Here is a 23280-nt window from a genome sequence, read left to right as displayed (position 1 = left end):
CGAGCATGGCTGAGAGCGCGACAGCGGCGGCAGCCGCGCCGCCCCTTCCGAATGCCGGCCGGCCCTGCCGCGTGCCGACAATGCTGCAGATGGAAGCCGTGGAATGCGGCGCCGCGGCGCTCGGCATGGTGCTGGCCTATCACGGGCTCTGGCTGCCGCTGGAGCGGCTGCGGGAGGCCTGCCAGGTGACGCGCGACGGCGCCACGGCAGCATCGCTGCTGCGCGCCGCGCGCAGCTTCGGCATGGAGGCCAAGGGCTGGCGCGTCGAGCCGGTGGCGCTGGCGCAGCACCGGTTTCCAGCGATCGCCTTCTGGCAGATGAACCATTTCGTCGTGATCGAGGGCGTCGCGCGCGGGCGCGTCCAGATCAACGATCCCGCCCACGGCAGGCGCAGCGTCGATGCGGCCGAGTTCGACGGCGCATTCACCGGCATCCTTCTGACCTTCGCGCCCACACCCGGCTTCAAGCCGGGCGGCGAGCGGCCGAGCCTCTTGCGCGCGCTGCTGCCGAAGGGCGGCGAAACCCGCGCGGCGTTGGGCTTCCTCGGCATCATCGCGCTTTGCAACGTGCTGCCGCCGATCTTCGTACCCGCGGCCGGCAAGATCTTCGCCGACAACATCATGGTCCAGCACGCGACGAGCTGGTTGCGGCCGCTGCTGCTGGCGCTGATCGGCTCGGCCCTGCTCTCGATGCTGCTGTCCTGGTTGCACGGGTTGGTACTGGCGCGGCTGCAGCGGCGGCTCGGCACGGAATCGGCCGTCGGCCTGATGGCGCATATGCTGCGCCTGCCGATCGGCTTCTTCGTGCAGCGCCATGTCGGCGACATCGCCTCGCGCATGGAGGCCGCGCGCCGCCTGTCACACAGCGCCGTGGTCTCGATCTCCTCGGCGCTCTTCAGCATCATGGGCGCGCTGATCAGCGCCGCCATCATGATGGTCTACGACGTGCCGATGGCGCTCGCCTGCTTTGCCTTCGCGTCCGCCGACGTCGCGGCCATCGCCTTCATCACCCGCATCCGGGTCGAGGGCGTTAGGCGCGTCGTGGTCCAGCGCGCGCGCATGGCCAGCGTCGCGCTGGGCGGCATCCAGTCGATCGAGACGATCAAGGCCTCCGGCGCGGAGGATGCCTTCTTCGCCAAGCTGATGGGCGCGCAGGCCCAGCTGCTCAACATGATGCAGGAGTTGGAGCGTTCGACGCTCTTCCTCACCCTGGCACCTTCGGTGATCAAGAGCCTGTCCTATGCCGCCCTGCTCGGCTGGGGCGCGCTGAAGGTGATGGACGGCGAGATGACGGTGGGCACGCTTATCGCCTTCCTCGCCGTGCTCCAGGCCTTCCACACGCCCGTCCAGTCGCTGGTCGGCGCCGTCGCGGGGTTGCAGGAGCTGCGCGGCGACCTTGAGCGCGTGCAGGACACGATGCGCCATGCGCCCGCCGCCCGCCTGCAAGGCGATGCGGCGGTCTCCGCAAACTGGCCGGCGCAGCAGGGCCGGCTCTCCGGCCGGATCGATATCCGCGGACTCGGCTTCGCCTATCCCGGCCAGGCCGGGCTGATCGAGAAGCTCGACCTTTCCATCGCTCCGGGCCAGTGGGTCGCGGTGGTCGGCGGCTCCGGCAGCGGCAAGTCGACCCTGGCGCGGCTGGTGGCGGGACTGCTGCAACCGGCCGAGGGCAGCATCAGCTTCGACGGAACCGCGGCCGGCGACGTGCCGCGCCGCGTGCTCGCGGGCTCGCTGAGCTATGTCGAACAGGACGTCGTGCTGTTCGCGGGCTCGATCCGCGACAACATCGCGCTCTGGGACGGCTCGCTCGACGATGCCCGGATCATCGCGGCGGCGCGCGATGCCGGCGTCCATGAGGAGATCGTGCGCCGACGCGGCCAGTACGGCGCCGATGTCGCCGAGGGCGGGCTGAACTTCTCCGGTGGCCAGCGCCAGCGCCTGGAGCTCGCCCGCGCGCTCGCGATCGACCCGGCGATATTGATCCTCGACGAGGCGACCTCGGCGCTTGATCCCGTCACGGAGACGGAGGTCTTCGCCAATCTGCGCCGGCGCGGCGTCAGCGCCCTCGTGATCTCGCATAGGCTCAGCACGGTGCGCGACTGCGACGAGATCATCGTGCTCGACCGCGGCCGTGTCGTCGAACGTGGCACGCATCAGACGCTGATCGCCGCCGAGGGCCGTTATGCGGAGCTGATCCGTGCAGAGTGAATTGCTCGAACGTGCCGTGGCTGCAAGCGAGCAAGCCCCAACCCGCATCACCTGCGAGGAGGGCTTCGCCTACCGGCTGACCGGCGCGGGTGCCGACCTCTTCATCGCGCAGCAGGGTCAGGCGGGGAGCCTGCGCCATATCGCGACGCTCGGCGTAGGCTCCGCTGCCTTCGGTCTCGCGGGCCAAGGCATGCACTTCGTCCTGATCCCGCAAGACGGTACTCAGGTCGAGACGACCACCCTGCACGATCTGGCCGGAAGGCCGGACCTCTTCGCGCGCTACGCCGAGTCCTGGATCGCGGTGATGGCCGAACGCGCACGGCATCTGGCCGAGCTTCCGGCGCACACAGGCGCTACCGACAGTTTGCCACCGCACCGGCTGGAGCCCGGGCTTCACAGCCTGGCTGTGGGCGAAGCCGCCCTCCCGGGCGGATCGCATATCCTGCTCTGGTGCCGGGCACAGGCGGGCGCATGCGCCAATGACTGGGGGCGGAGCGCCGGCTCCCAGCAACCGCCGGTGCCCTTGCTGCGCAGCGCACCGCTGCGTGCGGAACAGGCGAGCGAGATCCTCATCGCGGATAGCAGCACGCTGGCGCGGGAGGGCACCCTGCTTGCCGCGCTCGCGGACTTCAACGATGCGCTCGGCCGGCTGTTGCAGACCTGGTCCGACGCCAGGATGGCCGCCCTCAGCCAGCATGTCGCGACTGTCGCCGATGCGGATGCCGCCGCGCTCTCGGCGGCAATGGCAAGGGTCGCGGGACGGGCTGCGCCGCGCGCGACGCAGGAAGGCCCCGGCGCCGAGCCACCGGTCGCGACGGCGGTCCGGACAGTCGCCCGGGCGACGGGCGTCAGGCTGCCGACCGATTTCGGCCGCCTGCGCGCCGCCGGCGGGAACGACGACGCCCTGGCGGCCTACGCGGCAAAGGCCGGGCTGAGATCACGCGAGCTTCGGCTGCAGGAGGGCTGGTGGCGCCGGGCGGGCGAAGCGATGGTCGGTCAGCTGCGCGACGGCACGCCGGTCGCGCTCCTGCCGGCGCGCAGCGGCTGGCGGATGGTCCGCCCCGGCAGCGACGAAGACATCGGGGTCGACGATGGCGTCGCGGCCACGCTGGCCGGACATGCCCATGTCCTCTATCGCAGCTTCTCGGGCAGCGAGGAGCGTCCCGGCCGGGCGCTGGCCGCCTTCGTCTTCGCGATCGTGCGCGGGGAGATGGCGCTGATCGCGCTGGCGAGCCTCGCTGCCGGCCTGCTCGCCATGGCGACACCGTTTCTTTCGGGCATGCTGGTGCAAGCGGTCATCCCGGACGGGGTGCGCAGCGAGATCCTGCAGCTCATCCTGATCATGGTCGCGGTCGCGTTCGGGGTGATGGGGTTCGAGCTGGTGCGCGGCCTTGCTGTGCTGCGCGTCGAATCCGTGCTTGGTTCGGCCGTCGAGGGCGCGCTGTGGAGCCGGCTGCTGCGACTCTCGCCCGGTTTCTTCCGCCGTTACGGGGCAGGCGATCTCGCCTTGCGCGCCGATGCGGTTAACCAGATCCGCCGGACCGTCGGCGTCGCCAGCATCACGGCGCTGCTCGGCGTGCTGTTCTCCTGCGTCAACCTCGTCGTGCTGCTGAGCTACGGGCTGAAGCCCGCTCTGCTCGCGCTTGCGGTCTGCGCCGTCCAGCTGGTGATCCTGCTCGGCATGACTCTGTTCGAGTTGCAATTGCAGCGGCGCGCCCTCGCCAATGGCGGAGCGATGCAGACGCTCACCGTGCAGATCTTCCAGGGCATTTCGAAGCTGCGCGTCGCCGCCGCCGAGAACCGCTTCCTGGCGCGCTGGACCCATCTCTTCGCAGTCGATCAGGCCGTCAACTTCCGCGCAAACGTGGTCGGCAGTGCGGTCAGCGCCTTCGGCGCCGGCTGGAACATCCTCGTCATGGCGGCGCTGATCGGGCTCGTCGGCTTCGGCGGGGTCAAGATGTCGCTCGGCGACTACGTCACCTATTCCGGCGTCTCCGCCCAGTTCGTCTCGGCCATCCTCTCGCTCGCAGGGCTGATCCCGGCGCTGGCGACGGTGCTGCCCTTGTGGGAGCGCGCTCGCCCGATCCTGGTCGAGCCGACGGAGGACAATGAGGGGAGCCTTCAGCCGGGAACGCTACAGGGCGAGATCGAGGCGTCGCGCGTCAGCTTCAGCTATCCCGGCGGCCAGAGCGCGCTCGACGATGTCTCGCTGCGCATTCCCGCCGGCGCCTTCGTCGCGCTGGTCGGCCCCTCCGGTTCAGGGAAATCCTCGCTGCTGCGGCTGCTGCTCGGCTTCGACCAGCCCGACAGCGGCGCGGTGCTGCTCGACGGCCATGATCTGCGCGACCTCGACCGGGCCGCCGTCCGGCGCCAGCTCGGCGTCGTGCTGCAGCACAGCCGCATCGAGGCGGGCAGCCTCTACCATAACATCGCCGGCACCGCGCCGATGAGCCTGGAGGCGGCCTTCGAAGCGGCGAGTCTCGCCGGCCTCGGTCCCGACGTCGCGGCGATGCCGATGGGGCTGCACACCTATGTCGACGATGCCGGTGCGACCCTGTCCGGCGGCCAGCGCCAGCGGCTCCTGCTTGCCCGCGCCATTGCGAGGCGGCCGCGGATCATGCTGCTGGACGAGGCGACGAGCGCGCTCGACAACGCCACCCAGGCCCATGTCATGGCAACGCTCGCAGAGATGAACGTGACTCGCGTGGTGGTCGCCCACCGGCTGAGCACGGTGCGTGATGCCGACCTGATCTACGTGCTGTCGGAGGGGCGCATCGTCGAGCAGGGCAATTACGAGACGCTGGCCGCGGCCGGCGGAGTCTTCGCCGGGCTGATCCGCCGCCAGATGGCGTAACCGCCGACGATCACGGGCGATTGGCCGACAGGGTTTGCCGACGCAGCAGGGCGCTGCCACGTCTTCTCAAAACACAATCGCCCGGCTCCCCCAGGGAGCCGGGCGATCAAAGGATCACCGCAACCGTATCAACGGATGGCGACGGTGACCTCCTTGGTGCCGTCGAACTTGATGAAGTGGCGCTTGCCGTCGATCAGCTCGCTGCGAACGTTGCCGCTACCGCTGCCGCCCGTCGCATGGAAGCCGGCGTTGTTGCCGGTGAACGAAGCCTGGCTCTCCTTCCAGACCCACCACTGGCCGCTGACGGGGGCGACCCACTGACCGGCGCCGCCGGCCGCGGCCTCGAGCTCTTCGTCGGTCAGGGCGATGTTGTTCAGGTCCTGCTTGGTCATCGGCTTCTTCCTCTCTCCATTCGTCCGACCGTCCGGGCCGGGTCGTTCCGTGAGAGGACCTTAGGGCGGCCCGCCTTACACCAACCTTACTGATCGTCACCGCTGCACAGCCGAAGCCGGTGTTTCGTCGGCAGCGAGATCCCAACGCGGGGCAGGCCACTTCAGGGGCCACAGCAGAGCCGGCCGCTAAAGCCGCGGCACCGCTTCGAGCAGGCGGCGCGTATAGGCGTGTTTGGGAGCGACGAAGACATCTTCGCACGGGCCGGTCTCCACGATGATGCCGTCCTTCATCACGGCGATGCGGTCGCTCATGTGCCGGATCACGCCGAGATCGTGGGAGATGAAGAGCATGGCCAGCCCGAGCCGATGCTGGAGCGCAATCAGCAGATCGAGCACCTGTGCCTGGGTCGTGACATCGAGTGCGGAGACGGGTTCGTCGCAAATCAGCAGATCGGGCTCGCTGGCGAGCGCCTGCGCGATCGAGACGCGCTGCCGCTGGCCTCCCGACAATGCGGTCGGCCTTCGGTCCTGAATATCAGGCGGAAGATTGACCAGTCGCACCAGCTCCTGCACGCGCGCTGCCCGTTCTGCTTTGCCGAGGTCGGTGTCGAGGCGCAGCGGCTGCTCGATGATCTGCGCGACGGTGTAGCGCGGGTCGAAGGAGTTCAGCGGGTCCTGAACGATCGTCTGGATATGCCGCCGGAGCGGTCGGCGGTCGCCTTCCGAGAGCTGGCTCCACGCGTGACCACGGAAGAGGACCTCGCCCGCGTCATGCTTTCGCAGCGCAAGCGCTACCTTGCCTATCGTCGTCTTGCCGGAACCTGACTCCCCGACAATGCCGAGGGTTTCGCCTGGGTAGACGTGAAGCGAGACGCCGTTCGCAGCATGGGTCACGCCGCGATCCGGGCGGGCGAAGCTGACGGCAATGTCCCGCATCGCGAGGATCGGCCTGCTAAGGTCGGGCTGCGCTTTGACCGGCCGCGTGCCGGCCTCGGACAGCCAGCGACCTCGCGTCGCCGCGCCGGGCACGGCAGACAGCAGGCGCCGCGTATAGGCGTGGCGCGGTTTCCGCAGAACCTCCCGCGCCGGGCCGGTCTCGACCAGCTCGCCGTTCTGCATGACGGCGATCCGGTCGGCGAGCTGAGCTGCGACCGCCAGATCATGCGTAATGAGCAGGATGCCGTGTCCGGCCTCGGCTAACCCTCCGAATACGCCGAGGATCTGCTGCTGGACGGTGACATCCAGCGCCGTGGTCGGTTCGTCGGCGATGAGCAGGCGCGGACTGGCGGCTAGCGCCGAGGCGATGAGCGCTCGCTGCCGCAGCCCGCCCGACAACTCGTGGGGATACTGCGCGGCCCGAACCGCCGGATCGGGAATGCCGACGCGTGCGAGCAGGGTTTCGACTTCCAGGCCGAGCTCGCTGGGTGGAACCAGTGCGTGAGTCAGGAGCGGCTCGCCGACTTCCCGGCCAATCGTGCGCAGAGGATCCAGCGAGACCAGGGCGTCCTGCAGTACGAAGCCTATCTCCCGACCGCGAATCTTCGACCACTGCCGTTCTGGAAGGCCGATCAGCTCAACTGACTCATCGCCAGGGCGCGAGAGGCGCAGCGCGTCGGCCCGCACCCGTGATCCAGGCCCCGCCAGTCCGACGAGCGCGCGGGCGGTCACCGATTTTCCCGAGCCGGATTCGCCGACGATAGCGAGGATCTCGCCCGCGCCGATGGTGAAGGAGATGCCACGCACGACCTCCCGGGGCCCGCGCCCGCTCGGGAAGCTGATGCGTAGATTCTCGACCTCGAGGATCGCTGGGCGGGGAGCCGGTGCTGCCGCGGCCATGTCCTGCCGCCTTACGAGCTGGACATTCATGGCGTGTCTCCCTGTGAGAGCAGGAGCTGCAGGCGGCGCCCGAGGATCGTGATCGCAATGACCGAGACCGCGACGACGGTAGCCGGCAGGAAGCTGATCCAGGGCGCGGTATCGAGGAAGTTCCGGCCATCGGCCAAAAGGGCTCCCCATTCGGCGGCGGGCGGCACCACGCCGAGCCCGATGAAGCTGAGGGCCGAGGCGGAGAGAATGGCATTGCCGACACCGATCGTGGCCAGGACGACGAGCGGCCGGGTGGCATTCGGGACGACATGTCGGGCAATGATCGCTGGCGTCGTCTCGCCGAGCGCGACGGCATGCTCGACATAGCCGGATTGCCAGACGCGCAGCACCTGGGAGCGCACCAGCCGCGCATAGCCCGCGATGCTCGAGAGCCCGACCGCGAGCAGCGTGTTCGTCGGCCCCCGGCCGAGCACGGCGATGATCAGCAGGGCGAGCAGGATCTCGGGGAAGGCGAGCAGGATGTCGATCAGCCGCGCGAGCACACGCTGCAGAGCGGGCGGGGCGAGGCCGGCTGCCGTGCCCAGCAGCACGCCGCCCGCGCAGCCGATCAGCGTCGCGCCGATGCCGATGCCCAGGGATTGCGAGGTACCATAGACGACACGGGTGAAGACGTCCCGGCCGAGCTGATCGGTTCCAAACCAGTGGGTCAGGCCGGGAGGCAGCAGGATCGCGTCGGTATCGACTGCATCGGGCGGTAGTGCAGTGAACCAGTGCGGCGCGCTGGCTGCCAGCACGAGAAGCAGCACGAGGGCGAGCGGGACGACGAGACCCGGTGAGCGCCACGGATTTCCCGCCCGCTCACCTCCGCGGACGCGAGCGATGATGTCGAGGGCCTGGCTCATCGTGTCGCTCTTCGCAGCCGCGGATCGATCAGCAGGTAGAGCGCATCGACGGCGAGGTTGATCAGCACGGAGACGAGCGCCGACAGCATCACCAGCCCGAGCAAGAGGGGCATGTCGCGCGTCTTGATCGCCTGCAAGGTGATCTGGCCGATGCCGGCCCGTCCGAACACGGTCTCGGTGAGGATCGAGCCGGCCAGGACGCCCGCGAAAAGCGTGCCGGTCAGCGTCGAGACGGCGAGCGCGGCATGGCGTAGTGCATGGCGCAGGCGCAACTGCGTCTCGCTGACGCCGCGCGTCCGCACGGTCAGGGCGAAGGGCTGCAGCAACGCCTCTTCCAGCCCGTCGCGCAGGACCTGCGCGAGCAGGGCCGCAAGCGGCAGGCTCAGCGCGATGGCGGGCAGGATGAGCGCATGGATGCCCTCGCCGCCAATGATCGGGAACCAGCCGAGATAGAAGCTGAAGACCGTCAGCAGGAGGAGCCCGACCCAGTAGACCGGCGTGCTCAGCACGACGAGTTCCAGCCCCGCGAGAGCGGTTCGCAGCCCCTTTCGCCGTCCGGCGGTGGCAAGCGCGTTGACGAAGGCCAAGCCGAGGGCCAGCGCCATCGCAGTGCCTGCGAGCTGGAGCGTCGGCCCGGCGGCTTCGCTGATCACGTCGATGACCGGCTGCCGATATTGGTAGCTCTGGCCGAAATCGCCGAGCAGTGCCTGGCCGATATAGCGCGCGTACTGGATTGGCAGCGGCTGATCGAGCCCGAATTGGCGGACCAGCATCTCACGCTCGGCCGCATCGACGATGTTCTCGCCCCCGGTGAGAACCGCGACAGGATCGCCGGGGATTGCCTTGACCGCGACAAAGGTGATCGTGGCCGCGCCCCAGAGCACGGCGACGATCACCCCGAGGCGTTTCAGCCCCGTGGGCAGGGCGTTAGCGAGCCAGCCAGGCATCGTAGAGATTCGGCTTCGCGTTCGTCGCCCAGCTAATGCCCTGAAGCTTCTTCGAGGCGCCGAGCTGATAGGCGACGACATAGAGCGGCACGGCATAGGCCTGGCCGATGATCTCGGCCTGAGCCTGGGCGTAGAGGCGCTGCCGCTCGTCGCCGGACGCGCCGATCGCCTTGGTCAGGATCTCGTCGAGGCTCTTCACCCGCGCATTGTTGGCGCCGTTCGGTGGGATATAGGCCGAATGGAAGACGGTCCGCAGGATGTCCGGCTCGGCGCGCACATAGTAAAGCGAAGTGAGATCGTAGTCGTTCGCCGCCGCCCGGGCAGTGTATCCTCCGGCGTCGACGGGGTCGAGCTGCAGGTCGAAGCCAGCCTTCTTGACCGAGAACTGCACCGCCTGGGCTACCGTCTGGTCCGACGCGCTCCACGCTGCGGCGTCGTAGACAAAGCGGACGCTCAGCCGCTCGCCGCTTTTCGAGCGGATGCCCTCGCCATCCTTCGTGCTCCAGCCAGCCTCGTCGAGCAGCTTCGCGGCTTTCTGCTGATCGAAGCCCCAACTGCCCGCGATCTTTGGGTCGTAATACAGCGTCGAGGGGCCGAATATGTTGTCCGCCGGCTTGAGGCTGCCGAAGAAGGCGGCCTTGACGGCGCCGGGCGCATCGACGGCGCTTTGAAAGGCCTGACGCACGCGCGCGTCGGCGAAGGGGCCCTTGCTCGTGTTCAGGAACAGCGAGCGGTTCACGCCAGGGTTTTCGCGCGTCACCACCTGCAGGCGGCTATCGGCCTGAACGGAACGAAAATTGGCCGGCGGCACCTCGTCGATCGCCTGGACCTGCCCGCTGCTGAGCGCGCCGAGGCGAACCGCCGATTCCGGCAGGTAGCGGAACACGATGGCATCGAGATGGGCCGGACCTTGATGCGCGGCATAGCCGGGCCCCCAGTTGTAATCGGCACGCCTGGTCAGCCGGCTGCCGCTGCCCTTGGTGAAACTCTCGAGCAGGAAAGGACCGGAACCGACGACGGTGTTGGTCGTGCTCTTGGCGTCGCGCAGATAGGTTGGCGACTGGATACCGAGATAGGGCAGGCTCAACCCCTGCAGCAGCGGCGCGAAGGACTGCTTGTAGGAGATCACGACCGTCCTGGCGTCGGGAACGGCGATGCTAGCCACCGGTCCGAGCAGGGATTTCGCATAGCTCGATGTCGTCTTTGGATCGAGGATGCGGTCGAAGTTGAACTTGACCGCAGCTGCATCGAGCGGCGTGCCGTCGCTGAAGGTCACACCGCTACGAAGATGGAACGTGTAGACCGTGTTGTCGGCATCCACTTCCCAGCGTTCCGCCAGCCACGGCGTGAAGCGGTTGTCCTCGGCCTGGCCGACAAGGGAATCGACGAGGTTGCGGGTGATCAGCGCCGTGATCGAATTGCCGGTGATCGAGGGATCGATGATCGCGGTGTCGCTTGCTAGGCCGAAGGTCAGCGTGCCTCCCGCGACGGGCTTGCCCCCCGCCTGGTTGTCGGTGGCGAAACCCGGAGATCCGGCGGCAAGAAGGGTGAAGGCTGCAATCGCCGCGCGTAGGTAACGTCCGCGGAGCCTCGAGTTTTCCTGATGACGTGACTGCGAGTTGCGGTGGAGCGTGGGAAAATCGGCCTGGTTCATGGAGCTGCCTTCGGAACAAAAGGGCATAGGCGTGCGCCTGCGACGGCTGCAACCTGAAGCCTTTGGCGTGTCGGAAATCGATGGTCGTTAGAGGTGTGCGCCGGTGCCGATGCGCTATTTGCCGATGCGGCGACGGGTTTCGCCGGTGCGCGCCCAGTGCAGGAATGCCGACAGGCGCAGCAGGACGTGAACGATAAAATTGAATGGGATGATCACGGGTCTTCCTCGCGTAAAGGAGCCCACGGCAATGCGCGTGGTGCTTTTAGCATTGGTGACGCGGTGCAAGCTGCTCCAGCAAATCCCGCGGTCATCATGGTTTTGGCTGTGATGACAGTATTATTTATTGTTCGATGCCGGCTCCTCGTCAATCGAATGTCTTTCCAATTACATTCGGGTGCGGGTAAGAATTCGCTGTGGCTGCCGGTGCCAAGGGATGATTCACCCTCCCGCGGCTTCAATGCAGCCGGGATACCGGGCCTGACGGGGCAGTCTGGTGTTCCCGCCCAGCACTGCGCCGGCAAAGGAGCCGGTCCAGCAGGCGCAGCCCCTCGGTCCAGCCGCCGTGGCCGCTGGCGACGTTGATGTGCCCCGCATCGCCCAGGTCGACGAAGGCGGCATCCCATATGTTGGCGATGATCCGTGCGCGTTCGATCGCCATGTACGGGTCGGTGCGGCTCGCCACCACGATCGCGGGGAACTGAAAGGGCACGTCCGGCAACGGGCCGAACGAGGCGATGCCGTGAATTTTTGAGATTCTCAGCTCGGGATCGGCTGGCGCAACCAGCAGGGCGCCATTGACCGGCAGTTCGGGGAAGCGTGCCGCCAGATGCGCGATGAGCGTAGCGCCGAGGCTATGGCCGACGAGCACGGCGCCTGGCCGCCGCAGCACATGCCGATGCAGCGTATGGAGCCATGTTTCGAGATCCGGCTGGTGCCAGTTCTGCTGCTGGACGCGTTCGGCCTGGTCAATCTCGGCGACCCACCGGCTCTGCCAATGCGCGGGCTCGGAATCGTGGAGACCGGGAACGATGAGGACGGACATGGCGCAGCTCCCTCGTGCTGCGTCGATCATCGGCCCGGCCAATGCGTTCGGTCAATGAAACGGATTGGCAAATTTGGACTGATTTAGAGGACGGTTGCCTGCCCTGGTGCCGGTTTAGGGACAGTTATCTCGCCAATCCGAATGTCCAACGCTTGCTGAAGCCGTCGATCTAGATGCCGGCACCGTGCTGCAAGCTTTCGTCGAGCTTGCCATAAAGGCCACGCCAATAGAGCAGGGCGCCTTCGTCTTGCGCATGCCGGATCGCTTTGATGCGGCCAATCAGGATCGTGTGCGAGTAGCGCTCGATCGCCTCTTCTGTCTGACAGTCGAGCACGGCAAGCGCGCCGTCGAGCGTCGGAGCGCCGGTTGTCAGGCGCGCCCAGTCGCCTTCGTCGAAGCGCGCCTCGCCCTTGAAGTCGCCGCGCCCGGCGAAGCGGTCCGCGATGCTCTGGTGTCGGGCCGCGAGGACGTTGATAGCGAAATGACCGGCGGCCTCGATGGTCGGCCAGGCCGAGGCATTGCGGTTGACGCAGACGATGACGGTCGGCGGATCGGCGGAGAGTGCTGTCAGCGAAGTCGCGGTCAGGCCGGCGCGGCGTCGATCATGGGCCGCGGTAACGACGCTGACGGCGCCGGCGACATTTCTCATCACCGCCTTGAAGGCATCGACGTGAATGTCGCGACCAGCGACAGGTGAAGCCTGCTGATTCATCCGTGACCGCATCCTCGTGCGGCTCCGAACGCCGCCCGCGTGTCTTAAGCGGTCGCTGTCTTATTGTCTATAAAATTAGTAGACAATCAGATTGTGTAATCGGCATGGACCGGGGCGTTCGCTATCGAGCGCTGCACGAGGTCGGCCACAGTCGTATTGTCGACGACCCCAGCGATGGCATCGCGTACGTCACTCATCACCGAGCGGACGGGGCAGGTGGCGATGTCGCCGCAGTCCTCGCAGGCCCGAAAGGCCGAGCGGCTGGCGCAGGCGATCGGGGCGATCGGCCCTTCAAGTGCCCGGATCACGGCACCGACCTTGATTGACCGGGCCGGCTTGGCCAGGGCGTAGCCGCCGCCCGGCCCCTTCTTGCTGCGCAGCATGCCGGCATTGCGCAGATCGAGCAGGATGGCGTCCAGGAACTTCTTGGGAATGTTGTTCCGCTGAGCGACATCGGCAACCTGCGCGGTCTCGCCGGCTTCGAGCCGGGCGAGGTGCACGATCGCCTTGAGGCCGTATTTGCCCTTGTTGGTCAGCACCGGAGCCATCCACGCGTTAAATGTACAGTTTTCCTATCAAGTTCTGGATTAATTTCAATACGATCGTTCTATGCGTCGCGACTGCGGAGAAAAACGATCTCGATGCTGCGATTGGCGTGGCTTGGCGGGAACGGGCGGGGAGGCCCGTTCCCTGGGCGCGCTCACGCGCTCCGGGCCAATGGGGCGGCCGGTGCTAGGCGAGGAAGCTCCAGATTGGAGCGGAAATCGTCTCCGACATAGTCGGTATCGATCAGCGCGCGACGGCGAAGCTCCGGCAGGAGGCCGTTCAGGAGAAGGTCTTCCTGGTCCGGGTTGCCGAGGCCGTGAAGGGTGAGGACATCCAGCGCGCCGGCGCGGAAGCGCTCCTCGATCGCATCGGCCAATTGCTCGGGCGTGCCCGCGACGGACCAATGCCCGGTTTCCTGCGCCTCGATGATGAGTTCGCGGAGAGTCAGGCCTTGCTTCGCGTAGCGGCTGAAGATCTCGACACGTCCGCGGCGCCGGTTGGTGCTGGTGATCTCGGGCAGCAGGCTGTCGGGCAGGGGCTTGTCCAGCGGCAGCCCCGACAGGTCGATATCGCCACCCAGCATGTCGGCGAGCTTGAGGCGCCCGAGCTCGTAATCGATACGCTCGTGCTTTTCCTTCAGGCGCCGGGCGACGTCCGCGTCGGATTCCCCGATCACCGAATGGAACGAGTTCATCACGAAGGGCAGGTTGGCGCCGCGTCCGAAGCTTGCAGCCCGTCGACGCAGCTCGGTTACGAAGGCGATCGCGCCTTCCAGCTTCGGCTGCGACGTGTACACCACCTCGGCATAGCGCGCGCCGACATTGATGCCCGCTTCGGATTGGCCAGCCTGGAACTGTACGGGACGGCCCTGTGGTAGCGGCGGCACGTTGAGCGGGCCCTGAACGGTGAAGTGCCGGCCGCGATAGTCGATGCGGTGGAACTTGGCCGGATCAAGAGCGAGCGCGCCGGAGGCCTTGCGCGTTACGGCGTCGTTCTCGTTCGCATCGTACAGAGCGTTCACGACCTCGATGAATTCCGCAGCGCGGGCATAGCGTTCCTCAGGGCTGAGCAGGGCGGCGCCGAAATTCTCCTCGCCGACCGAAGAGGTGACGGCATTCCACGCAGCGCGGCCGCCGCTGGCATGGTCGAGCGTGCCGATCAGACGCGCCAGATTGTAGGGATGATGGAATGTCGTCGAAATCGTCGCGACGAGGCCGATATGCGACGTAACCTGGCTCAGCGCGGCGAGCGCAATCAGAGGGTCCTGCACCCCGGCCGTGCCGGCGAGGCCTGCGGGGTCGATCTGCAGCAGGTCGGCGGTGAAGAGCCCGGTGATCTTCTCGGCTTCGGCTCTCCGGGCGAATTCGGCGGCGCGCTTCGCCCCGGTTGCCGGATCGGCATCGTTTGTCGCGGCGATCACGTTGGAGGCGCCCATCAGGGTCTTGAGGCGGCGGCGGGTGGGCAACGACATGTGAGCGTCCTTATCCTGATCGCTTGTGACTGGGGGATTCCGATGTGCCAGCCAGTGCCGCTCAGGGCAGGGCGGGCACGGCATCGAGCAGAGCGCGGGTGTAACTGTGTGCTGGCGCGGCAAAGACCGTCTCGACCGCGCCGGTTTCCACGGTGCGTCCGTCTTTCATGACCAGCACGCGGTCGGTGAGATGATGGATGACGCCAAGGTCGTGGGAGATGAACAGCAGGGCGGTGCCGGAGGCCGCCTGGAGCTCGGCCAGCAGGTCCAGCACCTGAGCCTGGACCGAGACGTCGAGCGCGCTGACCGGCTCATCGGCTATCAGGAGTTTCGGGCGGGGTGCGAAGGCGCGCGCGATGGCGACGCGCTGGCGCTGCCCGCCGGACAATTCGCGCGGATAGCGGTGGAGGAGATCTGGCCCCAGGCGCACCGCATCGAGGACCTCGACGACACGCTGGCGCCGGTCCCGTCCGAACACGCCGACGGTGTCGAGGCTTTCACCAACGATCTTCTCGACGGTGTAGCGCGGGTCGAACGAACTCAGCGCGTCCTGGGCGATCAACTGCATGCCGGCGCGGCGGGCGCGGCGCTCGGCCTCGCTGCGGTGGCTCCAGGGTTGGCCATCCACGAGCACCGTTCCGGAGTCGGGCTCGACCAGGCCGAGCACCATCTTCGCCACGGTCGTCTTGCCGGAGCCCGACTCGCCGACGATGCCGAGCGCTTCGCCGGCCGCCAACTCGAAGGAGACATTGTTGACCGCGAAGCTATCGACGCCGTAGCGCTTCACCAGGCCTCTGGCCGAGAGCACGCGCTGCGTCGCGTCGATCCGCTTCGGCGGCAGCGGAAGACGCCGCTGGACCGGCGCGGCGGGCAAAGCGGGCGCGTCGGTCTCGGATTGCGTCGCGGGCGATAGCCGAAACCCCCGGGAACTGGCGGACGGCACGGCATCGAGGAGCTGGCGCGTATAGGGGTGCGTCGGTTGGGTCAGGATCTGCTTGGTCGGTCCCTGCTCGACGATCCGCCCCTGCTTCATCACCAGCACGCGGTCGGCCAGGCGCGCGACGACCGCGAGGTCGTGGCTGATCAGGAGCAGCGTGTGACCGGCTTGTTTTCGCTCCGCCAGCAGGTCGAGAATCTGCTTCTGGACGGTCGCGTCGAGCGCGGTGGTCGGTTCGTCCGCGATCAGCAGGGAAGGCTGCCGGGCGATCGCGGTGGCTATCAGCGCGCGCTGCCGCAATCCGCCCGACAGCTGATGGGGGTATTGTGGCAGCCTGCGCTCGGGATCGGGAATCCCGACGGAGAGCAGCAGGGCGCTGCTTTCCTCGCGACCGTCTCGGCGGCCGAAGTAGCCGGGATGGCCGAAGGCATCCGAGAGCTGTTGCGACACCGTGCGCAGCGGGTCCAGCGAGACGAGCGCATCCTGCAGGACAAAACCGATCTTCGTGCCGCGCAGGCGCCGCCAGTCGCGCTCGCGGAAACCGAGCGTGCTGTCGCCGGCGATGTCGAAGCGGCTCGCGCCGACGACGCCGGCGGACAAACCGATCAGCGTGCGAGCGGTCACCGACTTGCCTGAACCGGACTCGCCGACCAAGGCGACGGTTTCGCCTTCATGGATCGTCAGGTCGATACCATGGACGACGCGGTTGTCCTGCCGTCCGTGGGGAAAGGCGATGGTGAGGTCTCGGATATCGACGAGCGGCGTCATTCCGACCTCCTGCCTTCGAAGGCTGCCTGCCAGCGCCGGCCGAGTACGCTGATCGCGATGACCGTCAGGGTGATTGCGAGGCCGGGCCAGACGCCGATCCACCAGGCGACCCGCAGGTAATTGCGCGCCTCGGCCAGCATCGCTCCCCATTCCGGTGCCGGGGGCTGTGGGCCCATGCCGAGGAAGCTGAGGCCGGCTGCGCCGATGATCGCGCTGCCGAGGCCAATGGTGGCGAGGATCGGCACCTGCGCGACGGCATGCGGCAGGACGTGACGCAGCACGAGGACCGTTCGGCTCAGGCCGAAGGTCCGCGCCTGCTCGACGTAGCCGCTGCGTGCGATCACGAAGGTCTGCGCCCGAACGACGCGCGCGAAGCGCGGGACGAAGGCGACACCCAATGCGAAGATCAGGTTGGTCGTGCCAGGGCCGGTGAAGGAGATCAGCACCAGCGCCAGCAGCAGATCGGGAAAGGCTGAAACGACATCGAGAAGGCGGGTGACGACCTCGTCGACGAGGCCGCGGGACAGGCCGGCGACCAGGCCGAGGAGGGAGCCAGCCGTCGCGGCGAGCGCGACTGCGCTGACGCCGATGAGGATCGAGTAGCGTGCCCCGTGAACGACGCGAGCGAAGACGTCGCGGCCGAGATGGTCGGTGCCGAACCAATGCTCCCAGGAGGGCGGAAGCTGAGCCTGCAGCGGGTCGGCGGCGATGGGATCTGCTGTTGTCAGAAGGGCCGGCGCAACCGTGGCGATCGCGATGACGGCCAGGAAAAGTGCCGCCAGGGCCAGGCCAGGATTGGCCGGCAGCAAGCGCAGGAACTGGCTGGCGGGTGCGGTCTCGCGCTTTGCCCGTGATGAAAGGGCGCTCATCGGACCGCCTCCCGGCTGTCGCTGCGCAGGCGCGGGTCGAGCCACAGATAGAGCACATCGACCAACGTGCTCAGGGTCACATAGACAAGGGCGGAGAGGATCGCGACGGCCAGCACCACCGGCATGTCGTGGCCCAGCACGGCCTCGACCGTGACGCGGCCGAGACCCGGCCGGCCGAACACCGATTCCGTGATGACAGCGCCGGATAGCAGGCTGCCGACGAGCCAGCCCGTCAGGGTCACCGCCGGCAGGGCCGCATGGCGCAGCCCGTGCCTTAGCCGCAGCACGAACTCACTGGTGCCCCAGCTCCGGACGGTCAGCGCGAAAGGCTCTTCGAGGGCGCGCTCCAACCCCTGCCGCAGTACCTGGCCAATCACCGCTCCGAGCGGCAGGCCCAGCGCCAGCGCCGGCAGCACCAGCGCCGAAAAGCTGCGGTCCCCCGAGACGGGGAAGAGCTTGAGCGTGAACGAGAACAGGTACAGCAGCAGGATGCCGAGCCAGAACGACGGCGTCGAGACGAGTGTCAGCTCGAGAGCGCCCGCGATGCTGCGCGGGACGCGCCGGCCGGCGGAGAGCACGGCGCTCACCAGCGCGAAAACGATCGCGACGAAGAGTGCGGCGGCGGTGAGCTTCAGGGTCGGCAGGATCTGCGACAGGACGAGCTGCGAAACCTCCGTCTGGAGGATGTAGGAGCGGCCGAAATCGCCGTGCAGGACGCGCGTCAGATAGCTGAGATATTGCGCCGGCAGCGGCTCGTCGAGCCCCCATTCGGCGCGGATGGCCGCTTCGACCTCCGGGGTCCGCAGTTGCTCGCCGATCAGCAGGCTGACGATATCGCCGGGCGCGAGATGCACGCTGACGAAGCTCAGCGTCACCGCGGCCCAGAGCACGAGCAGGCCGGAGCCGATCCTGCCCGCGATTTGCGCCGTCAAGCCATTGCGCCGCAGCCGGAAAAGGCGCGAGACGGCGAAGGCAGGTACAGGGGTGGCGACGGAAGTGTTCCGGGAATCCATGCTTGTCCGTTCCAGCGCATGAGCCGGCGCTCGCCGGCTGCGGATGAGGCGTGAGATCGGCTATTCGCTGCGCCAGACCCCGTAGGCACTCTCTGGCATCTGTTTGAAGGGGCGGAAGCTGATGCCATTGACGTAGCGTGCCGCCGCGACCTGATCTTCAGGTTCGTAGAGCGGCAGGGCGTAGGCCTGGTCGAGGATCGCGAAACGCTGCAGCTTGGCGTAGAGATCGAAGCGCGTCTTGTGATCGAGCGTCGCGGCAGCTTCCTTCAGCCACTGCGACAACTCCGGCGCGGCGGCGCGGCTGTAATTGATCGAGCCGCCCTGGTCGACCGGCAGGTAGTGGTACTCGATGTCGATCGCGTCGGTCGGTGTGTTCGAGTTGGCGATCGAGCCGAACTGGCCCGTCTTGCGCCGCTCGGTGTAGGTGCCGGCGTCGACGAAGACGATGGCGAGATCGATGCCGGCATTCTGCCGGGCCTGGGCCTGCAGGGCCTGAAGCAGGACGTCGCGTTGGTCCCGCACGGTCGCCTGGGCTTGCACGACCTCGATCGTCAGGCGCTTCCCGTCTTTCGTGCGGAAGCCCTGTGGGTCGCGGCCGGTCCAGCCGGCCTCGTCGAGAAGCTGGTTGGCTCGTTTCGGATCGGCTCCGTAGGTCTTCTCGATGGATTTGTCGTAGAACTGCGTGTCGATGGGCGAGGTGATGCCCCAGGCACGGGTACGCTCGCCGCGATAGACCGATTTCAGCACCGCATCGACATCGATGCTGGCGATGAGCGCCTTGCGCACCTTGACGTCCTGGGTCGGGCCCCAGGTGACGTTCAGGAACAGGGAATAGGGTGTGCCGGTGTTGAGCGCCGTCTGATAGCTGAAGTCGGCGCTGTCCTTGAACAGACCGGCGTCGTTGCCGGAGACGCCTTCGATGAGATCGACCTGGCCCGAGGCGAGGGCGCCGGTACGCACCGAGGATTCCGGCAGGAAGCGATAGGTCACCTCGTCCAGATAGGCCGGGCCCTGATGTCCCGCGTTGGCCGGTGCCCAGTTGTAGTCCGGGTTCCGGACGAAGCGGATTTCCTGGCCCTTCGCGTAGCGCCGCAAGATGAAGGGGCCAGTGCCGGCAATCTCAGGGCCGCCCGATTTGATCTGGGCGGAGGCGAAGGCGCCGGGCGAGAGGAGTTCCAGCCCGGCGGCGTAGTCGAGGAACGGAGCGTAGATCCGGTCGAGCGTGAAGGAGACGGTCCGCGCGTCGGGGGCGTCGATCTTGGCGATCCGGGCGACGGGGCCGGCGCTGACGCTGCCCGAATAGCTCGCATCCTTCAGCTTGCTGAAGTTCGTCGCGACGGCGGCCGCGTCGAACGCCAGCCCGTCGCTGAACTTCACGCCCTCGCGGAGTCTGAAAGTATAGGTGCGGCCATCCGGCGAGATCTCGTGGCCGGTCGCGAGCCAGGGCACGTAGCCGCCATCGGCAGTGCGGGCGAGCAACGATTCATAGGCATTGCGCAGCAGGAGCTTGGTCTTGTCCTGGCCGTTCAATTGCGGGTTGAGCGTCGCCGGCTCCGTCTCGACGCCCCAGGTCAGCTTGCCGCCTCTTGCGGGTTTCCGGTCGCTTGCCAGAGTGGGCGAGACGAGGGCGGTCGCCGTCAGAAGCGCGGCGCTCAGGCTCAGGAAATGCCTGCGAGCGAGCATGTTCGATAGTCTCCGTGTGGGTCGATTGGCGGGCTGCGGGCTCAAGCCTGCAGCCAGATGTCGTAGGCGTTTTCAGGAAGGCGCTTGAACGGCCGGAAGCCGACGCCCTTGACGCGCGCCGAGGCGGCGATCTGATCGTCGGGCACGTAGAGCGGCAGGCCATAGGCCTGCTCCAGCAGAGCGAAGCGCTGGAGCCGCGCGTAGATGTCGAAGCGCTTCTTTGCGTCGAGCGTCGAGGCCGCCTCGTCGAGCCATGCCGAGATCTCGGGGGCCTCGGTACGGCTGTAATTGATCGAGCCGCCCTTGTTGCGGGGCAGATAGTGGAAATAGATCGTGACGCCGTTTTCCTGCGTCGTGGTCGAGTTCGGGATGATGCCGTACTGGCCGTCGTTCTGGCGGGTCGTGTAGGTGCCGGCGTCGACATAGCGCAGGACGATGTCCAGCCCGGCATTCTGGCGCGCCTGGGCCTGCACCGCCTGGAGCAGCACGTCGCGCTGGTCCCGCAGGGTCGCCTGCGACTGGACGATCTCGACGCTGAGGCGCTGGCCGTTCCTGGTGCGGAAACCTTCCGCATCGCGGCTGCTCCAGCCGGCCTCGTCGAGCAGCCGATTGGCGCGCTTCGGATCGAAGCCGTAGCTGCCCTCGATGCTGCGGTCGTAGAAGTCCGTGTCGGCGGGCGTGAGGATGCCCCAGGCGCGCTGCCGTTCGCCGCGATAGACGGAGCGGATGACCCGTTCGACATCGATGGCGGCGAGGACGGCCTGCCGGACCCGGACATCCTCGGTCGGCCCTAGCGTCACGTTCAGGTAGAGCGTGTAGGGCGTGCCGGTGTTGAGCGCGCTCTGATAGGTGAATTCGGGATTGTCCTTGAACAGGCCGGCATCGTTGCCGGAAACGCCCTCGATCACATCCACCTGGCCAGAGGTCAGCGCCCCGGTCCGGACCGCGGCTTCGGGGAGGAAACGGTAGGTGACGCGGTCGAGATAGGCCGGGCCCTGATGCCCGGCATTGGCCGGCGCCCAGTTGTAGGCTGCGTTCCTGACGAAGCGGATCTCCTGACCCTTCACATAGCGCTCGATCCTGAAGGGCCCCGTTCCGGCGATGTCCGGGCCGCCGGCCTTGAGCTGGGGCGAGGCGAAGGATTTCGGCGACAGGATCTCGAGCCCGGCCGCGCCGTCGAGGAACGGTGCGTAGACACGGCTGAGTTTCAGGACCAGCGTGCGGGCGTCGACAGCGAGCGCTTCGGATACATGCGACACATGTCCGGCGCTGATGCTGCCGGAATAGGCCGGTTCCTTCAGCTTGGTGAAGTTCAGTGCGACGGCGGCCGCATCCAGCTTCTCGCCATCGTGGAAGGACACGTCGTCCCTGAGCGTGAAGGTGTAGGTCCGGCCATCCTCCGAAATGGCGTAGTCCTTCGCGAGCCAGGGCACGTAGCCGCCATCGGGCGTGCGGGCGAGCAGCGTCTCGTAGGCATTGCGCAGGATGAGCTTGGCTTTCGCCTGGCCGTTGAGATGGGGATTGAGGGTGCCGGGCTCGGTCTCCACGCCCCAGGTCAGCGAGCCGCCCTTGACGGGCGCTTCCTTCGTCTGCGCGCCGGCTCGGCCCGGCGCCGCCGCCGCCAGCGCCGCTGCACCCGCTCCGCCCAGGAGCATTCTTCGTGTGATCATAATGTCCAATCCTTCTGACGGGCTCAGGCGGCGAGGGAGGTGCGGGCCGCCGCCGCGAGAAGCTCGATTGTCCTCAGGCGCCATGCGCCTTCGTTGACGGGGCAATCGACGATGAATTCGTCGATCCCGAACTTCCGCTGCAGCCGCTGCAGCTCGGCATGGATACGTTCCGGCACGCCACGCAGGAGCAGCGAACTGCGCTCGTCGATGCGGTACTCGCGCGAGCCCGTCTGCCGGACGTATTCGAGGGCCTGCTCCCGGCTCGTGACGTTGACGCCCGGGCCGTTCTCGATATCGACGCGGAAGCGACGCGCATCGGGCGCGAGAGTTCGGGCCAGGTCGTCGGTCTCGGCGGTAGCCACGCCCACGGCGAGGAGCGCCGAGGTGCCGCCGGCGGCACGATAGGCCGACAGGGATTCACGAATAGCGGTCTCTTCGCCATGGATGTGGCCGGGATAGACGAAACTCCAGCCGAGACTGGCGGCAAGCCGCGCACTCTCGATGCTGGCGCCGAGCAGGAAGCGGCCTGGGGGCTGCGCCGGCGCCGGGAAGGCAGCGAGCCGATTGCCGGCGTCGCTGCCGTCATGGTGCTCGCGCAGGAAGCGGTCGAGCTCCACGAGTTGCGCGTCGAAGCTCGGCTTGCGGGCCGGGTCGTAAGCGCCCTGCAGGGCATCGGTCGACAGTGGCATCCCGCCCGGCGCCTTGCCGATACCGATATCCACGCGGCCCGGCGCCAGCGCCGCCAGCAGGTTGAAGTTCTCGGCGACCTTGTAGGCGCTGTAGTGCTGGAGCATCACGCCGCCGGAGCCGATTCTGATGCGGCTGGTGTGTGCCAGCAGGAAGCTGATCAGAACCTCCGGCGACGAGCTCGCCAGCTTCGCCGCGTTGTGGTGTTCGGCCAGCCAGAACCGCGCGAAACCCAGTTCTTCAGCCGCTTTTGCCAGTGAGAGCGTCCGCGCTAGCGCGTCGGCGGAGGTCTCGTTCGCCTGCAGGGGACTCTTGTCGAGGAAGCTCAGTCGGTAGGGCATTCGGCCTCGTCGGGCATTGACAGTTCATGTTGTTCTAATAGTCTATAGAATTAATAGATTGATTGATCAAGCGCCAGCGAGCAAGCGAGGCCGCGGCGATTTCGGAGAATGTCATGGCTGACCTTTTTGTGCGGTCTTCGCCTCTCGACACGGCGGCGGAGCCGCTGCTCGAGGGCCTGATCTCGGAGTATGACGGGCGTTACGGCCCGGCGAGCCGGCCCGGCGGGGCGCGCTCCGAGATAACGCGCTACCCGGCCGAGGCGTTCGCGCCGCCGCTAGGCGTGTTCCTGCTCGTGCAGCGCGACGGCGCAACGATCGCTGGCGGGGCGTTCATGAGTCACGACGACGAGACGGCGGAGTTCAAGCGTATCTGGACGCGCCCGGATCTGCGCCGGCAGGGTCTTGCCCGGCAAATCGTCCTCGCCCTCGAAGAGGCGGCGGCCGAGCTGGGCTATACGCGCGCTTACCTGACGACCGGGTTTCGGCAGCCCGAAGCATCGGCCCTGTACATCGCGCTTGGCTATCGGCCGCTCTTCGATACGGCCGTCGACCCCACGCTCTACCGCTCCCTGCCTTTCGAGAAGCATATCGGCGCAAAGGCGGGGCAGGCCGGGACCTACCCGGTCTATGCGCCCGCCACGTCACTGGAGGACGCTACGAAGCGCGTCGCCGTGATCAAAGCCGAGCAGGAAGCGAAGGTATCCGCGCGGCTGGCGGCCCATCTGGCTTCGGCGGCCTGAGCATATACCGGATCGGAT

General features: G+C 67.3%; 18 protein-coding genes. 3 read left to right on the top strand and 15 right to left on the bottom strand.

Going from position 1 to position 23280, the window contains the following annotated elements; all coding sequences use genetic code 11:
- Positions 1-5 precede the first annotated feature (5 nt).
- A complete protein-coding gene (locus DK26_RS06770; RefSeq protein WP_083533016.1) occupies positions 6-2207 on the top strand; it encodes an NHLP family bacteriocin export ABC transporter peptidase/permease/ATPase subunit in 2202 nt (733 codons plus the stop codon).
- A complete protein-coding gene (locus DK26_RS06765; RefSeq protein WP_157089541.1) occupies positions 2197-5061 on the top strand; it encodes an NHLP bacteriocin export ABC transporter permease/ATPase subunit in 2865 nt (954 codons plus the stop codon). Before DK26_RS06770 ends, DK26_RS06765 begins: the two co-directional genes overlap by 11 nt.
- 128 nt (positions 5062-5189) lie before the next feature.
- Here DK26_RS06765 and DK26_RS06760 read toward each other — a convergent pair whose 3' ends face one another.
- From DK26_RS06760 to DK26_RS06690, 15 genes are all read right to left on the bottom strand, one after another.
- Positions 5190-5453 carry a hypothetical protein gene (locus DK26_RS06760; protein ID WP_066469625.1) on the bottom strand — a complete coding sequence of 88 codons (264 nt, stop codon included), beginning with the start codon at positions 5451-5453 and terminating at the stop codon, positions 5190-5192.
- 186 nt (positions 5454-5639) lie between these two features.
- Complete coding sequence (locus DK26_RS06755) at positions 5640-7319, bottom strand: ABC transporter ATP-binding protein (protein WP_066469624.1); 1680 nt, start codon at positions 7317-7319, stop codon at positions 5640-5642.
- Positions 7316-8182 carry an ABC transporter permease gene (locus tag DK26_RS06750; protein WP_066469622.1) on the bottom strand — a complete coding sequence of 289 codons (867 nt, stop codon included), beginning with the start codon at positions 8180-8182 and terminating at the stop codon, positions 7316-7318. Before DK26_RS06750 ends, DK26_RS06755 begins: the two co-directional genes overlap by 4 nt.
- The gene (locus DK26_RS06745) at positions 8179-9129 is read right to left on the bottom strand and encodes an ABC transporter permease (RefSeq protein WP_066469620.1); all 951 of its coding nucleotides are present in this window, start codon (positions 9127-9129) and stop codon (positions 8179-8181) included. The genes DK26_RS06750 and DK26_RS06745 overlap by 4 nt, the downstream gene beginning before the upstream one ends.
- Positions 9110-10783, bottom strand: coding sequence for an ABC transporter substrate-binding protein (locus DK26_RS06740; RefSeq protein WP_083533015.1), 1674 nt, complete (start codon positions 10781-10783; stop codon positions 9110-9112). Before DK26_RS06740 ends, DK26_RS06745 begins: the two co-directional genes overlap by 20 nt.
- Positions 10784-11237: 454 nt before the next feature.
- On the bottom strand, positions 11238-11825 hold the full coding sequence (locus DK26_RS06735) for an alpha/beta fold hydrolase (RefSeq protein ID WP_083533014.1): 588 nt from the start codon (positions 11823-11825) through the stop codon (positions 11238-11240).
- Positions 11826-11994: 169 nt separating this feature from the next.
- Positions 11995-12537, bottom strand: a complete 543-nt coding sequence (locus tag DK26_RS06730) for a flavin reductase family protein (RefSeq protein ID WP_066469618.1) — start codon at positions 12535-12537, stop codon at positions 11995-11997.
- An 86-nt stretch (positions 12538-12623) separates the two neighbouring features.
- A complete protein-coding gene (locus tag DK26_RS06725; RefSeq protein ID WP_083533060.1) occupies positions 12624-13076 on the bottom strand; it encodes an Rrf2 family transcriptional regulator in 453 nt (150 codons plus the stop codon).
- Between the two features lie 161 nt (positions 13077-13237).
- A complete protein-coding gene (locus DK26_RS06720; protein ID WP_066469615.1) occupies positions 13238-14554 on the bottom strand; it encodes an NtaA/DmoA family FMN-dependent monooxygenase in 1317 nt (438 codons plus the stop codon).
- A 61-nt stretch (positions 14555-14615) separates the two neighbouring features.
- A complete protein-coding gene (locus DK26_RS06715; protein ID WP_066469614.1) occupies positions 14616-16259 on the bottom strand; it encodes an ABC transporter ATP-binding protein in 1644 nt (547 codons plus the stop codon).
- On the bottom strand, positions 16256-17128 hold the full coding sequence (locus DK26_RS06710) for an ABC transporter permease (RefSeq protein WP_066469613.1): 873 nt from the start codon (positions 17126-17128) through the stop codon (positions 16256-16258). The genes DK26_RS06715 and DK26_RS06710 overlap by 4 nt, the downstream gene beginning before the upstream one ends.
- Entirely contained in the window at positions 17125-18141 is a 1017-nt protein-coding gene (locus tag DK26_RS06705) for an ABC transporter permease (protein ID WP_066469607.1), read from the bottom strand. Before DK26_RS06705 ends, DK26_RS06710 begins: the two co-directional genes overlap by 4 nt.
- Before the next feature lie 60 nt (positions 18142-18201).
- The gene (locus DK26_RS06700; protein ID WP_066469605.1) at positions 18202-19824 is read right to left on the bottom strand and encodes an ABC transporter substrate-binding protein; all 1623 of its coding nucleotides are present in this window, start codon (positions 19822-19824) and stop codon (positions 18202-18204) included.
- A 41-nt stretch (positions 19825-19865) separates the two neighbouring features.
- Entirely contained in the window at positions 19866-21494 is a 1629-nt protein-coding gene (locus DK26_RS06695; protein ID WP_066469603.1) for an ABC transporter substrate-binding protein, read from the bottom strand.
- A gap of 23 nt (positions 21495-21517) precedes the next feature.
- Positions 21518-22522 (bottom strand): MsnO8 family LLM class oxidoreductase, encoded by a 1005-nt coding sequence (locus DK26_RS06690; protein ID WP_066469601.1) that lies wholly within the window; start codon positions 22520-22522, stop codon positions 21518-21520.
- Between the two features lie 113 nt (positions 22523-22635).
- On the opposite strand from DK26_RS06690, the gene DK26_RS06685 reads away from it, so the two are divergent.
- Entirely contained in the window at positions 22636-23262 is a 627-nt protein-coding gene (locus DK26_RS06685) for a GNAT family N-acetyltransferase (RefSeq protein WP_066470195.1), read from the top strand.
- Positions 23263-23280: the final 18 nt, after the last annotated feature.

The sequence above is a fragment of the Allobosea sp. WAO genome, from assembly GCF_001509835.1.
Taxonomy (GTDB): Bacteria; Pseudomonadota; Alphaproteobacteria; order Rhizobiales; family Beijerinckiaceae; genus Allobosea.
The sequence above is the reverse complement of the archived record's forward strand: the minus strand, read 5'-3'. Positions and strand labels throughout refer to the sequence as shown.